The sequence below is a fragment of the Pseudofrankia saprophytica genome, assembly GCF_000235425.2.
Lineage (GTDB): Bacteria > Actinomycetota > Actinomycetes > Frankiales > Frankiaceae > Pseudofrankia > Pseudofrankia saprophytica.
In genome coordinates this window covers 468,503-482,314 of record NZ_KI912267.1, presented here as the reverse complement: position 1 = coordinate 482,314, position 13,812 = coordinate 468,503, and the positions used below count along the sequence as shown (strand labels likewise).

Genomic DNA, 13,812 nt, shown 5'->3' with positions numbered 1-13,812 from the left:
GTCGCCGACGGTGTGGGTGTCGCTGCGGCGGACCACGCCCCGGCCAGCCCGGCGCGCTGGCGCCACCGAGGTGGCCAGAGCCCAGACACCCAGGGCCCAGTCACCCAGGGCCGAGCCCACGACGTCCAGGCCCGGGCCGGCCCGGGCGCAGGCCGCGGCGGCCGAGCCCGGCAGGACGGAGCCAGCGGGACGGGGCGGCGAGACCCGGCCGTCCGACACCCGCCGCTCCGGGGGACAGCACCAGGCCGGCCCGGCGGAGGTGAGCCCGGAGAGCACCGCGGCCCTGCCCCGCGTCGGGCCCCGGGCAGGGGCCCGGCCGGCGGACGCCAGGGCCACCGAGGCCAGACCGGCGCTCCAGACCTCCCAGCAACCCGCCAGACCCGCTTCTGCGCAGCCCTCCCGCATCGGCGACCCGCCAGCGGACAGATCGGACTGGCGAAGCCGGTCTGACCTGGGCCCCGGGCTTCGCCGGGCCGGCGGTAGCCCCGGCGTCGATCAGGGAGAGAACGCGGGGCCCGTCGATCCGGGAACTCCACCGATGGGACTCTCCGCCCGACGCACCGAGGCTCGGCGGGAGGCGGCGCGAGCGGAACGCGGCGCCGAGCTCGGCCGTGACGCGGACGAGGTCCCGGCCGAGGGGGACCACGGCTCTGACGAGTCCGAATCCGAATCGGAGTCCGGGTCCGGGTCCGAGTCCGGGCTCGACGGCGGCGGGAGGCCGCCGGCCGCGGAACAGGACGCCGGGCGCCCGGCTCGCGGATGGCTGCCGGATCCGCCGGAGGCGCCGACGGCCCGGCCGGTCCGCGGCCGGATGGCCTCCCTGACTCTGGTGGTCGCCGGGCTGGCCGCGGCGGGCGCGGCGCTCGCGCCCTGGAGCACGCTCGCGTCCAGCGACGAGGAGCGCACGTTCACCGGCCTGACGGTGGGAGACGGGCGGTTCACGGTGGTGCTGGGGCTCGCGCTGGCCGTGCTCGGCGTCGCGGGGCTCGCCCGGCGCCGGCTGTCGGGTGACGGGCCGCTTGGTCCGGTGCTCGCCGGCCTGCTCGTCGTCATGGCCGGCGGCGACCTGCTGATCGGGCCGCCCACGCTGGCGACCTTTCGCGGGATCTCCGCCGACCAGATCGTGGTGCGGCCGGAGGCCGGGCTCTACGTCTCACTCGTGGCCGGCGTACTCGCCCTGGTGGCGGCGCTGATGCCACGCCGCGGCGCCCCGGCGCGAGAGGACGAACCCGAGGACAGCCCGATGCCGCCCCTGTCCCGCCGGCCCGACGCGCGGCACCGTCCGGAGCCACCGGCGCCCAGGCAGGCCGGCGACCACCGCGCCAACCGGACGCGCTAGGACGCCTTCGCCCCCGGTCGAGGTCCTGGGCGGTTTGGGCCTCGGTGTCGGTTACTCATGGTGGTCGACGGGCATCGGATTGTTACCCGTGGTACCACCGACCCGTGGCCGAGCAACTGGTTCCGCCAGGCGCGGACGCGCCCGACTTCCAGGCAGATCCCGATACGCACGCCGTGCCGGGCGCGCCTGACGTCGCCGGGTCGCGGGGCGCCGTCGGCTCCCGGCGGACGGAGCCGCGGCGGACCGAGCCCCGGCGGGCTGGGCAGACGCGGGGCGGGACGGGGCCAGGCACGCCGCGCGCCGGCGAGGCCGAGGGCGGCAGGCAGGGAAGGGACCCAGATCACCGCGTCCAGGTGGCCAAGGCGGCCTGGCGCGCCGCGGCGGCTGCCACCGCCGACCCGCGATGGGCTCGGCCGGGCACGTCCGTGGCCTGGCCGGGCTGGGACGCCGTCTACCCGGAGTCGGGGGCGTCTGCCCGAGCCGCGGCGAGCGGACCCGTGGACGCGGGCTCCCGGCCGGCCGCCACGGCGCGAACGCGGCCAGGCTGGTGGTCCCGGGGCTGGGCCGCACTGGTCCTGCCGGCGGCGCTGGCGACGGCTGGGGCGCTGCTCACGGTGATCTCGTCGACGATGACCTGGGCGACGGTGCGCGCCTTCGGACTGATGGAATATTCGGTCGCCGGGCTGGACGCGGGCCAGCACGGCCGGCTCACGCTCGGCCTCGGGATCCTCACGGGACTCGCCGCGGCGGGCCTCGCCGCCCGGCCGGGCGGGCACGCCGGCCGGCTGGTCGCTGGCCTCTCGGGTGTCACGGGCCTCGCCACGACGCTCGTCGCGTTGATCGACATCGGCTACCTGCGCGGCGGCGGGCTGCTGGCCGGGTCGGGCATCGAGGCCACCACCGTGATCGGGCCAGGGCTGTGGCTGGTCCTCGTCGGCGGCCTGCTGGCCATCGCCGCCGCGCTGCTCGCCCGCCCGGGGCCGGGGCGTGGGCGTTGGAGAGGGCCACGCGAGGACGGCCATGGCGACGGCCGCGGCGGGTCGTGGCTGTGGCCGCCGGACGACGATCCCCGCTGAGGTGCTGACGACCCGGCCGAGGTAACCCCAGCCGTGGATCGCCCGCCCGGTCCGGATGACCCCCTGATAGGGGACGGGAAAGCGGGACTATTGGGGTCGTGACCGAACTATCCGTTTCCGGCAGACTCGGTGTCGCACCAGCCGGGTTCGGGGGACCAGGACAGCCTTGGGGGAGGACGTCCATGGTCACCGGCTGGGTGGCGCCGGCCGTGCGCGGGGTACGGCCTGGCGCTGCCGTGGCGGGTGCCGGCAGCCCGCGAGCCTGCCGGCACCCGCGCGGGTCAACATCCGCGCGCCGGGTGACGCCGCGATGCCCAAGGGTGTCAGGCGTGCGGTCCCAGACCGGTGGGGCCGGGTGGGTCGAGGTAGCCGTCCTCCACGGCGCGATGGAGAAGATCGATCTTGGTGGTGGCCTCGCGGCCGATCTCGCGGTACTTCCTGCGGACCCGGTCGATGTACTGCTTGGCGGTCTCCACCGCGATGCCCATCTTGCTCGCGACCCGCTTCATCGACATGCCGGCCGCATAGAGCTGCAGCGCCTGGCTTTCCTGGGCGGACAGCCGGGGTCGGTCGGGGGCGTCGTCGGTGAGCAGCAGGAATGCGAGCGACGGCGAGATCCAGCCGGTGCCGTCGGCGGTCGCGTGCACCGCCCTGGCGAGATCCTCCAGCTGGTCGGTCTTGGCCACGAACGCGGCGGCGCCCGCGCGGATCGCCAGGCGCACCGTCGCGGGGTCGGCGGTGGCGCTGTAGACCGCGACACCCATCCCGCGGTCGATCAGCTGGCGGATGGTGTCCGGCGGGTTCGTTCCGTCACCGAGGCTGAGGTCCAGCAGTACGACGTCGGCATGCCGGCCCGGGCCGGCCAGCAGCTCCTCGGCCGACCTGGCGGTGGCGACCAGCTCGACACCGGGCAGTTGGCGCAACGCCACGCTCAGGCCTTCTAGCACTATCGGGTGATCATCTACCGCCGCGACGGTTACCGGCGACCACGGATCGCCGTCGGTTGAGTGCTTCTCGACATCGCCGGAGCTGTCTTCACCGTCGCCGCGGGGGGCGAGAGCTGGGCTTTCCGACGAGTCGTCCGGGGGGCGGGCATCGGGGGGAGGCGGGGGGGCAGGGGGAGGCACCGCACCATTTCAGCAGACGGTGACGAGGCCAACCTTCTCGGCATAAGAGCCGCAGGAAATCCCGGCTTCGCGACGGCGGTGGTCGGAGTCGCGACCATCAACAGCCGCAGTCGCAACCATCGCAACCGTCACAACAGTCGCAGCAGTCCCCGCAGCCTTGGCAGCAGTCCCCGCAGTCTCCGCAGTCTCCGCAGTTGCCGGAGCAGATGCCCTGCTTCTGCTGGCCGTCGAAGGGTGACGTGTAGTGGCCGCAGCACATCTGACAGGTGCAGAACATCCCGGCCGCGGCGAGACAGGTCGGGAGGGTGACCCGGCGGCCCGGCCGCCCTGGGCCAGGACCGCCCGGACCACCCGGTCGGCCGGGGCCGGGCGGACGGCCAGGCTGCGGCTGGGCGCCGCGGAACGCGTTGTCGACCGCCAGCTCCAGCTCGTGGACGAGCAGCAGGTGCGCCAGGCGGGCATGCCGGTTGCGGCGGGCGGCGGTGCGCGCGGGGGCTCCCGGGTCGGGGGCGAACTCGACGTCGCGCAGGGCGAGCGCGATCCCGAGCAGCGCGTCGTCGCACAGCGCCCGAGCCTGGGCGAGGGTCGTCCCGGTGGCGGTCAGCGGGTTCCAGGCGTCCCTGGCGTCGTCGGCCACCTGGTCGGCGACCGCGTCGACCAGGTGGGCGAGCCGGCCGAACAGCCGGCCGACCTCGGCGAGCGGCTCCGCGTTGCCCGGCCGGCCCGCGAGCGCCGCCGTGTGCGCGAACGCCCGAGACGCGGCCTCCTCCGCCGGCGCGGTCACCGCGGTCAGCGCCGTGCCCGGCCCGGCCGCGGCCTCCACGGCCTGCTGCCGCCCGGCCGCGCGCGCCAGCGCGTCCACGTCGAAGCTCAGCTCGGCGCCGAGGCTCGCGCCGCCACGGGCGGCCGCGCCGGCGAACCGGCCGGCGAGCGCCGCGACCGGCCGGCGGGCGAACGGCCCATCGCCGTCGGCGACGTGGTCGTCGACGTTCGTCGCGGCGGCGGTCAGCGAGACCGCGGCGGCGAGCATCGCGCCCGGGTCGTCCCGCGTCGCCACCTCGGCGGTGCGCAGACCGCGCAGGGCGCACGGCCCGGCCTTCCTCGTCGCCGCCTCGCCGGTCTGTGCGGCCACCAGCACCGAGAGCACCAGTCCGTCGACGTTCGTCGCGGCCCGCGCCCAGTGACCCTGCCGGTCTCGCAGCGTCAGGCACATACCGCACAGGTGGGACATCCAGACGGCGGTGAGGTCCTCGCCCAGGCGGTGCCGGCAGGGCCGAAGTATGCCGAACATGGCGGTACCTTCTCAGACGAGCGCCGCTTTGTCCGTACTGTGTCCGTCGGACGGCACCTGGCCGATCGTCGGGAACGATTAGCCTGGCGGTCATGGCCGACCGTCTTTACTTTCGCCAGCTGCTGTCGGGCCGGGACTTCGCCGCCGGCGACCCCGTCGCCGCGCAGATGGTCAACTTCTGCTACGCCATCGGGGACCGGGAGACCGGCGAGGCGGTGCTCGTCGACCCGGCGTACGCGGCGGACGACCTGCTCGGGATCCTCGAGGCCGACGGGATGCGGCTCGTCGGCATGCTCGCCACCCACCACCACCCGGACCACGTCGGCGGCAGCATGATGGGCTTCTCGCTCGCCGGGATCATGGAGGTGCTGGCCAAGGCGCCGGCGCCGGTGCACGTCCACAAGAACGAGGCCGAGTTCGTCCGGCGGGTCACCGGCGTCTCCGAGACGGACCTCGTCTCCCACGACCATGACGACACGGTCGAGGTCGGCGCGATCCCGATCCGGCTGCTGCACACCCCCGGGCACACCCCGGGCAGCCAGTGCTTCCTCGTCGACGGCCGGCTGGTCGCCGGCGACACCCTCTTCCTCGACGGCTGCGGCCGCACCGACTTCCCCGGCGGCAGCCCGGCGGACATGTACGAGAGCCTGCAGCGGCTCGCCGCCCTCCCGGACAACCCGGTCGTCTACCCGGGCCATTTCTACTCGCCGCCGCTGCGCAGCGCCTCCATGGCCGACGTCACCGCCACCAACATCGTCTACCGTCTCCGCGACCAGCAGCAGTGGCTGCGGGCCTTCGGCTGACCGGGCCGCGGCCGCCCCGAGATCACTGACGGGTGACGAGGCCCGCGCGTAGCTTCGCCGCCGTGATGCCCCGCGTCGACTCGATGACGCGGATCACGGCGCGGGCGATGGGCAGCAGGCTGTCACGGTCGACCTTGTCGAGGGTGTCGGCCTCGTCGAACAGGTACCAGGGCGCGGACAGGAACTGGACGATCGGGACACCGGCCGTGTGGTAGAAGGCGCCGTCGGACAGCGGGGCCGGGCCGAACGCGTCCGGCGCCAGCAGCATCGACCGGCCGAGCCGCTCGGCGACGAGCGCGTCGTGGACCGTCGACTCCAGCGCCGGGATCCTGCTGGTGAAGAACCAACGGGGCACGCACCGGCCGGTCGGCGCGAGCCGGCCGTCGCGCTCGGCGATGTCGCGGGCGGCGTGCTCCAGGTGCACCTCGAGGACGACCTTCTCCAGCTCGGCGCGGTGCTTCGCCACGTAGTCGACCAGCCCGGCACCGCCGTAGAAGTGCCCGCCGTGCAGCAGGAAGCGCATTCGATGGGGTCGGTTCGCCGCCGGAACCCGCGCCCAGTAGGCGGCCTGGGCGAGCACCATGGCGATCCCGGTGCCGTCCTCGACCGCCGACGCCCATGGCCCGTCGTGGTGCGAGCCGACCAGCACCAGCTCGTCGTCGCCCGCGGGTCCCGGCAGGTCACCGACGATGTTGTCGCTGCTGGCCGGCGCGGTGCTGGCCGCGACGTCGAGGCGGATCCGGACCGGCCCGCGGGTGAGCTGGTCAGCCAGCCACCGGCCGTCACTCCCGTTGATCCACACGCCGGGGATCGCGGTCGTGCGGCCGTTGTACGGGAAGTAGTAGCGACAGTCGTCGCCGGGGTAGTCAAGCAGCGTCCCGACGAACGCGACCGCGCCCGCCCCGACGGCCTGCTGGGCGATGCCGTCGGAACCGGCGGGCAGCGGCAGGACCTGCGTCTCACCGGCGAACGTGCCATCCGGGTCGTACACCCGCTGGGCGGAGTCCTTCGGAGCGCTCCCGAAGGTGGCGGGCAGCGCGGGCGGCAGCGCGACGACCTTGGCGTCGACCAGCGCCGCTCGCCCCGCCACGGCGCCCGGGACCGCCTCGTCGAAACGCGCGAGCTCGACGTCGAGCCCCTCGGCCGGGGCGGCGAGCGGTACCGGGAAGCACCTCAGCTCGCGCGGCGCCGCGCCCGCCGGGGTCGCCACCAGCGAGTACCGCGTCGGCTCCCACCTGGTGACCGCCACCGGTTCCGTGTGCACGTCGACCAGGCCGAGCTCGCGGAACCTCGCCGTGATGAACCCCTCGACCCAGGTGTCGGCCGGGTAGCCGGGCCGGCGCACCCCCTGGGCCACGATCTGCTCGATCCAGCCCACCATCTCCTCGACGCCGGGCAGGGCCGGCGGCCCCGCCGCGGTCGCGGTCGCCCCCGGCGCAGGGGGCGCGCTCCCCGACCGGCACCCGGCCACGCCGGTGACCGTCGCGGCCGCGGCGGCGAGCGTCCCGCCGAGGAACTCACGCCGCCCTAGCGGCCCGCCAGTCCACCCGCCGGCGACCGCCCGCTCCCGCGCCGGCGACCGCGCCGCGTCCCCGTTCCCGTCCGGGGCCTCTCGGTGCCTGACCATCGCCGCGCCTCCTGTGTCCCTTGACCATTTCCGTGGATCTTCGGGGAAGGCCCCGCCGAACGCCAGCCGGCCGGCACACCTCTTCGGCTAGGGCGCGGGCCGGGTGGTGACGCGTTCCAGGGCCTCGGCGAACCGGTCGAGATCGGCGAGGGTGCTGTAGACGTGGGGGCTCACGCGCAGCGCCGGGACCGCGTCACGGGCCCGGGTCTCGTCGATGGCGGTGGCGAGGACGTTCTCCTCGCGCTGGAGCCGGCCGCGGACGGCCGCCGGGTCGACGCCGGAGGGCGGCCGGAGGGTGACGATCCCGGACGGGGAATCGAGGTCCTCGCCGAGCCGCCAGCCCGCGACCGCGTCGAGCCGCCGACGGGCCGCCCCGCCCAGCGCCTGAACGCGGGCGCGCACCCGCTCCGGGCCCGCCTCGACGTGCTCGGCCAGTGCGACCGCGAGCCCTACCCGGGCCGCGACCGGCGCCTCGCCGACGTCGAACCTGCCGACACCCCCGAACGCGACCAGCCGCCCGCCGCCCGGGGCAACTGGGTCGGGCTCCCAGCGGGCCGTGTACCCCGTCGGGGCGGGCACGCCGAGCCGGTCGACGAAGTCGGGCCGCACGGCCAGGAAGCCGACGCCGCGCGGGCCACACAGCCATTTGCGTGACGTTCCGACGTAGGCCGAGACGCCGCCGGTGGCGCCGGCGGCGGCCACGTCGACCTGGCCGAGCGACTGCGCGACGTCGAGCAGCATCGGTACCTCGGCGTCCCGGCACAGCGCGGCCACCGCCGCGGTCGGCTGGACGAGGCCCCGCTGGCTCGGTATCTCGGGGAACGTCACCAGGTCCAGCCGGTCCAGCGCTGCCGGACCGTCACCTTGGCGGAGACGGTCGACGTCGATCCGGCCGTCGGGGAGCACCGGCAGGTCGACGAGTTCCAGGCCGTCGCGCAGCGCGCGGGCGCGCAGCGCCAGCAGGTTCGAGGAGAAGTCGCTCGGCACGATCCCGACCCGCCCGCCCGGCGGCAGCGGCCAGGCGTCCAGCAGCGCGGTGAATCCCGAGGTCGCGCAGTGATGGAAGGCGACGTCGGCCCCGGTGAGCGTCGGGTCGAGCAGCCCGGCCAGGGCCGACCGCGCCGCGGCGAGGCGTTCGGCCGCGCCTTCCTGGGCGCCGTACGAGCCGAGCGTCGCCTCGGCCGCCAGATGCGTCGCCTGCGCGTCGACGACGGCCTGGCTCGTCGCGCCCGCCGCGGCCGCGTCCAGATGGACCACCGCCAGGCCGTCGCGGGCCGCCCGCCATCGCCGGCCCAGCTCGGGCGAGGGCACCGGTTCCTCGCCGCCCGTGTTCGTCCCGCCAGGGGATTCCGCCCCGCCGGCGGCCCCCGCCCTGTCATCAACTACGTCGGTCACAGTGCCAGAGTGGCATCCGACGGCCAGTCCCAGGAGGGGACGACCAGGGTTCTCGGCGCCCGGCTCGGTGAGGTTCCCCTCGTCGCACGCAGGCGGCCGGGTGGGCCGCGGCGGCGAGCCGCCCGGCCAGGAGAGAGGCGCGCGGCGATGAGCGACGGGGTGACGACGAGGGCTGTCCGGCTGGTGGCGGTCGGGGAGCCACTACAGGTCGTGGAGGACCTCTGGCTGCCAGCCCCGGGGGACGGCGAGGTGCTCGTCCGCGTCGACCACGCGGGCGTCAACCCGATCGACACCTATGCCGCCGTCGGGACCGTCGGCGACACCGCCCGGCTGCCGCGGACCATCGGCGTCGAGGGCACGGGGACCGTCGACGGCACCCGCGTCGTCGTCACGGGCTCCGGTGTGGGGCTCCTGCGGGACGGCACCTGGGCCGACGCGGTCGTCGCGCCGCGCGACGCCGTCATCGAGGTGCCGGCGGAGCTGGACCCGGCGCAGGCGGGCGCGCTCGGCACGGTGGCGGTGACCGCGTACGAGTCGTTGCACGCGCTCGGCAAGGTCACCTCGGATGACCGCGTGCTGGTGCTCGGCGCCGGCGGCGGGGTCGGTGTCGTCGCCGTCCAGCTCGCGAAGATCGCCGGGGCGAGCGTCGTCGGGCAGGTCGGGTCGGCGGCCAAGGCGGCCGCGGTGGCGGCGCTCGGCGCGGACCGGGTGGTGGTGGCGGGGGCGGAAGACCTGGTCGCGAAGGTCGGCGACCTCCGTCCGACGCTCGTCATCGACCCGCTGGGCGGTGGTTTCACCCCGGGCGCGGTGGAGCTCGCGGCGATCGGCGGCCGGATCGTCATCCTCGGCGTCTCGGCCGGCTAGGACGTCTCCTTCCCCGGCCGGACCTTCTACCGCAAGGGACTGAGTCTGCTCGGCTACGCGGGCCTGGTCACGACCCCCGAGCGGCGCGCCGCCGCCGTACGCGCCGTCGCCGCGGACATCATCGCCGGCCGGCTGCGGATCCCCGTCGACGAGGTCGTCCCGCTCGCCCGCTTCGACGACGCCGTCGCCCGCCTGCGCGCCCGTTCCGTCCTCGGCAAGGTCGTCCTCGCCACCCAGCGGTAGCCCACGCACAGCGAACACACGGCCGGAGCGTGTTCGCTGCGCGTGGGACGGTCGGGAGAAGCGCCCGAACGGGCCGGTGGAGTACGGAGCGGCGCAAGCGGGTCCGACCTGGGTGGAAGCGGTCGCAGTGTGGCAGAACACCGCCGGTGGTGAGCCGGTCCGGTGGCCGGTGCGGGTCGGGGTCGGGCAGTCTCGTGGCATGGCCGATTCCGCGGCGGCCTCGGCGCTGCCCGCCCGTCACGATGTTCCGGGCCACGCCGAGCCGGGCGAGCGGCCCTCGCGCGCCCGGGCGGGGATCGTGGCGCCGCCGGGGCCGGAGATGGACTTCGTCACCGGCCGGGTCGCGCGGCCGATGCCGCCGCGGGCGGGGACGCCGCCCGCCCGGGTCGCCGTCATCGGGGCCGGCGCCGTCGGTGGCTACTTCGCGGCCCGGGCCGCCGCGGCCGGCGCCGAGGTGTGGCTGTGCGTCCGCCGCCCGTTCGACCGGCTGGTCGTCGTCTCCACCGGGGCGGACGGCGGCGACGTCGAGACCGAGGTGCCGGCCGAGGTGGTCACCGACCCGGCGGTGCTGCCCACATACGGGTTCGACTGGGTACTGCTCGCCACCAAGGCCCACCAGATCCCGGCCGTGGCGCCGTGGCTCGCCGCGACCGTCGGGCCGGGAACCGGCGTCGCCGTGCTGCAGAACGGGGTCCGCCACGCCGAGCGGGTCGCCGCGTTCGCGCATCCCGAACAGGTGCTGCCCGCCGTCGTCTACATCAACGCCGAGGCGGAGCGGCCGGGCGTGGTCCGCCACCGCGCCGGCGGCGTGCTCCAGGTGCCCGACGTCCAGCTGGCCGAAAGGCTGGCCGAACGGGTCTTCCAGGGCGGGGAGATCCGCCTCACCGACGACTTCGCCACCGCGGCCTGGACGAAGCTGTGCGTCAACAGCGCCGCGAACACCGTGACGACGCTGACCGGGCGCCGCCTGGAGGTGCTCCGGCGTGACGACGTCGCCCGGCTCGCGCTCGCGATCATGGCGGAGACGGTCGCGGTCGCCCACGCCGACGGCGCCGAGGTGCCCGACGGGCTGCCGGAGTTCACCGTGCGCCGGCTGCGCGGCCAGCCGCCCGGCGCGGGCACGTCCATGCTCTACGACCGGATCGCCGGCCGCCGCCTCGAGCACGAGGAGCTGATCGGCGCCGTCGTCCGCATCGGCGCGGAGCACGGCATCCCCACCCCGACCTGCCGGACCGTCCTCCCCCTGCTCGCCGCCATCAGCGACGGCGGCGGGGAGGCGGTGGGGTAGCCGTCAGTCGGTGGGGTGGGTCGAGTCGGTCTGGGGCTCCGGGACGAGCTTGGCGACGATGTACTCGGCGATCGCCAGCGACGCCGTCGCGCCGGGCGACGGGGCGTTGCGGACGTGCAGGACGCGGCCGTGGTGGGCGAGCACGAAGTCGTCGACGAGGCTGCCGTCCCGGGCGACGGCCTGCGCCCGCACCCCGGCCGGCCCGCGCACGACGTCCGCGGCGGACAGCTCCGGCACGTACCGGCGCGCCTCGGCGACGAACGCCCGCTTGCTGGCGGTGCGCAGCATCTCCTTCGCGCCGGTCTTCCAGTGCGCCTTGGCCAGCTTGCGCATGCCGGGCCAGGCGAGCGTCTCCCGCAGGTCGCCGCCCTTGACGGTGCCGACGGTGTAGCCCTCGCGGGCGGTGGCGAGCACCGCGTTCGGGCCGACGAGCACCTCGCCGTCGACCCGCTTGGTCAGGTGGATCCCGAGGAACGGGTAGCGCGGGTCGGGCACCGGGTAGATCAGCCCGCGGACGAGGTCGCGCCGCTCGGGGCGCAGCAGCCAGTAGTCGCCGCGGAACGGGATGATCCGGGGCGACGGGTCCTCACCGGTGAGCCGGGCGACCTGGTCGGACTGCAGCCCGGCACACGAGACCAGCAGGTCGAACGGGCCGACCTGCTCGGTCACCTCGCGCAGCTCGCCCTTCGCGGCGGCGCTCTCGCCGTCGGGGTGGTGCCCGTTCGGCGTCACCGGCGCGGTGCCGCGCACCCGCAGCCGCAGCCACACCCCGTCGGTCTTCTCCTCGATGCCGACGACCTCGGCGCCGGTGCGCACCGTGCCGCCGGCGTCCTGGACGTCGGCGCGCAGCGCCCGGCAGACCGCCGGGTAGTCGACGATCGCCGTCGTGGGGGAGTGCAGCGCGGCGACGCCGCGCGCGTGCGGCTCGATCTTGCGCAGCCCGTCGCCGTCGAGCCATTCGCAGCGCGGCACGCCGTTCGCCTCGGCCCGGCGGGCGATCTCCTTGAGCCTGTCGATCTCGGTCTCGTCGACCGCGACGACGACCTTGCCGCACTCGTCGTAGCGGATGTCGCGCGCCTCGACGTACTCGCGCAGCAGGCCGACGCCGCGCCGGCACAGCGTCGCCTTCAGCGAGCCGGGCGTGTAGTAAAGCCCGGCGTGCACCACCCCGCTGTTGCGGCCGGTCTGGTGGCGGGCGATGTCCTGCTCTTTCTCGAAGACGGTCACCGCGGCCGACGGATCCACCTGCTCGAGACGCCTGGCCACCGCCAGCCCCAGGATCCCGCCGCCGACCACCGCGATACGTCCCGCCACCTGTCGCCGCCTCCGTTTCGCGAGCCCCACCCGGCCTCGACGTCGTCCAGTATCCAGGCCCGGCCGTCCGGCCTGGTCCGCAGGTCCCGTGCTTGCCCGGCTGTTCCAGGAATCTCCCGTGACGGCCGGCACCGGACAGGCGAGGATGCCTGGGCCGGCAGGCGGTGGCGGACGGCCGGCCGGCGGAGGGAGAGCCAGTGAGCGGGCACGAGGTGCGGGTCCTCGAACCGGCGGAGCGGCCCGCGGCGGTGGAGGTGTTCCACACGGCGCTGGTCGCGATGACCAGGCGCACCTACTTCACCCCCGAGGACCCGCACGGCGACGCGTACTTCGAGAAGGGACGCCTGTTCGGCGCCTTCGTCGACGGCCAGCTCGTCGGCACCACCGACGGGTTCACCGGCTGGCTCGCGGTCCCCGGCGGCCGGCGCCTGCCGCACACCGCCGTCACCGGGGTGGGCGTGCTGCCGACGCACACCCGTCGCGGCCTGCTCACCGCGCTCATGCGCGCCCAGCTCGCCGACGCCGCCGCCCGCGGCGACGCGGTCGCCACGCTGCGGGCCAGCGAGGCGACGATCTACGGGCGGTTCGGGTACGGCCTGGCGACCCAGACGGGACGGGCCGTGGTGACGAGGGCCAGGGCGCGCTGGTGCCCGACGGCCCCGCGCGGCGGCCCGGTGCGCCTGGTCGACCCGGTCGAGTCCTGGGACCTGCTCGCCCGGATCCACGAGAGACTGCCGGCGCACCAGCCGGGCGCCATCGGCCGCCCCGGCCTGTGGTGGAACGTGGGGCTGCGGCGACTGCGGGACCACGACCGCCCGTCCTACGTGGTCGTGCACGGCGAGCCGGGCGCCGAGGACGGCTTCGCCTGCTACCACCCCGACCTGTCCACCGACTGGCACCTGGAGGGCGACCGGACGATCGTCGTCGACGACCTGGTCGCCGGCACACCCGCCGCGAGGGCCGGCCTGCTGCGCCACCTACTGCGCCTCGACCTGGTCGACAAGATCGTGATCGACGACCTGCCGCTCGACGACCCGCTGCCGGCGGCGCTGACCGACCACCGCGCCGTCCGGTTCCTCGACATCGAGGACGAGACGTGGCTGCGGCTGCTGGACGTGCCGGCGGCGCTGGCGGCCAGGACCTACCAGGGCGCCGGAAGCGTCGTCGTCGAGGTCGTCGACGACCTGCTGCCGGCGAACTCGGGCGCCTACGAGATCAGCCAGGAGGGCGCGACCCGGCTGCCCGCGTCCGCTCCGGTGCCAACCGGCCTGAGAGTCGACGTGGCCGGCCTCGGCGCGGTCTACCTGGGTGGGACGCGCTGGTGGCAGCTTGCGGCGGCCGGCCGGGCCGACGTGCGCGACCCGGCCGCACTCACGACGGCCGACGCCCTGTTCGCGACCGGCACTCTTCCTTACAGCGGCACCCGCTTCTGAGCCGGCCGGGTC

At 75.6% G+C, this 13,812-nt stretch carries 12 protein-coding genes and 1 pseudogene; 7 read left to right on the top strand and 6 right to left on the bottom strand.

Annotation, left to right across the window (positions count from 1 at the left end):
• Positions 1–219 (bottom strand): hypothetical protein (locus FRCN3DRAFT_RS56815; protein WP_232794365.1); only part of this gene is annotated, 219 nt, incomplete at its 3' end.
• 319 nt (positions 220–538) lie between these two features.
• On the opposite strand from FRCN3DRAFT_RS56815, the gene FRCN3DRAFT_RS53675 reads away from it, so the two are divergent.
• Together FRCN3DRAFT_RS53675 and FRCN3DRAFT_RS50250 are read left to right on the top strand one after the other, a co-directional pair.
• Entirely contained in the window at positions 539–1,339 is an 801-nt protein-coding gene (locus FRCN3DRAFT_RS53675) for a hypothetical protein (RefSeq protein ID WP_007517468.1), read from the top strand.
• A gap of 104 nt (positions 1,340–1,443) precedes the next feature.
• Positions 1,444–2,415: a hypothetical protein gene (locus tag FRCN3DRAFT_RS50250; RefSeq protein WP_007517470.1), complete on the top strand. Its 972-nt coding sequence runs from the start codon at positions 1,444–1,446 to the stop codon at positions 2,413–2,415.
• Between the two features lie 323 nt (positions 2,416–2,738).
• On the opposite strand, the pseudogene FRCN3DRAFT_RS47995 reads toward FRCN3DRAFT_RS50250, so the two are convergent.
• Both FRCN3DRAFT_RS47995 and FRCN3DRAFT_RS0236565 read right to left on the bottom strand, forming a co-directional pair.
• Positions 2,739–3,395, bottom strand: a pseudogene (locus tag FRCN3DRAFT_RS47995) (response regulator transcription factor); the annotation flags it as partial.
• Between the two features lie 244 nt (positions 3,396–3,639).
• Positions 3,640–4,833: a DUF5685 family protein gene (locus tag FRCN3DRAFT_RS0236565; protein ID WP_007517474.1), complete on the bottom strand. Its 1,194-nt coding sequence runs from the start codon at positions 4,831–4,833 to the stop codon at positions 3,640–3,642.
• A gap of 92 nt (positions 4,834–4,925) precedes the next feature.
• Here FRCN3DRAFT_RS0236565 and FRCN3DRAFT_RS0236560 point away from each other — a divergent pair, with 92 nt between their 5' ends.
• A complete protein-coding gene (locus FRCN3DRAFT_RS0236560; protein ID WP_007517475.1) occupies positions 4,926–5,636 on the top strand; it encodes an MBL fold metallo-hydrolase in 711 nt (236 codons plus the stop codon).
• Positions 5,637–5,658: 22 nt separating this feature from the next.
• Here FRCN3DRAFT_RS0236560 and FRCN3DRAFT_RS0236555 read toward each other — a convergent pair whose 3' ends face one another.
• Together FRCN3DRAFT_RS0236555 and FRCN3DRAFT_RS0236550 are read right to left on the bottom strand one after the other, a co-directional pair.
• Entirely contained in the window at positions 5,659–7,263 is a 1,605-nt protein-coding gene (locus tag FRCN3DRAFT_RS0236555) for a M28 family peptidase (protein WP_007517477.1), read from the bottom strand.
• An 87-nt stretch (positions 7,264–7,350) separates the two neighbouring features.
• Entirely contained in the window at positions 7,351–8,658 is a 1,308-nt protein-coding gene (locus tag FRCN3DRAFT_RS0236550) for an aminotransferase class V-fold PLP-dependent enzyme (protein WP_027141263.1), read from the bottom strand.
• Between the two features lie 147 nt (positions 8,659–8,805).
• Between FRCN3DRAFT_RS0236550 and FRCN3DRAFT_RS0236545 the strand changes: the two genes are divergently transcribed.
• The 3 genes from FRCN3DRAFT_RS0236545 (at position 8,806) to FRCN3DRAFT_RS0236535 (ending at position 11,053) form a co-directional block, all read left to right on the top strand.
• Positions 8,806–9,522 carry a quinone oxidoreductase family protein gene (locus tag FRCN3DRAFT_RS0236545; protein ID WP_007517480.1) on the top strand — a complete coding sequence of 239 codons (717 nt, stop codon included), beginning with the start codon at positions 8,806–8,808 and terminating at the stop codon, positions 9,520–9,522.
• 39 nt (positions 9,523–9,561) lie between these two features.
• Positions 9,562–9,765, top strand: coding sequence for a zinc-binding dehydrogenase (locus FRCN3DRAFT_RS56810; RefSeq protein WP_083401529.1), 204 nt, complete (start codon positions 9,562–9,564; stop codon positions 9,763–9,765).
• 199 nt (positions 9,766–9,964) lie between these two features.
• Positions 9,965–11,053, top strand: coding sequence for a 2-dehydropantoate 2-reductase (locus FRCN3DRAFT_RS0236535; protein WP_106410636.1), 1,089 nt, complete (start codon positions 9,965–9,967; stop codon positions 11,051–11,053).
• A gap of 3 nt (positions 11,054–11,056) precedes the next feature.
• Here FRCN3DRAFT_RS0236535 and FRCN3DRAFT_RS0236530 read toward each other — a convergent pair whose 3' ends face one another.
• On the bottom strand, positions 11,057–12,367 hold the full coding sequence (locus FRCN3DRAFT_RS0236530) for an L-2-hydroxyglutarate oxidase (RefSeq protein WP_007517484.1): 1,311 nt from the start codon (positions 12,365–12,367) through the stop codon (positions 11,057–11,059).
• A gap of 197 nt (positions 12,368–12,564) precedes the next feature.
• On the opposite strand from FRCN3DRAFT_RS0236530, the gene FRCN3DRAFT_RS0236525 reads away from it, so the two are divergent.
• Complete coding sequence (locus FRCN3DRAFT_RS0236525; RefSeq protein ID WP_007517485.1) at positions 12,565–13,800, top strand: GNAT family N-acetyltransferase; 1,236 nt, start codon at positions 12,565–12,567, stop codon at positions 13,798–13,800.
• The last annotated feature ends 12 nt before the right edge of the window (positions 13,801–13,812 follow it).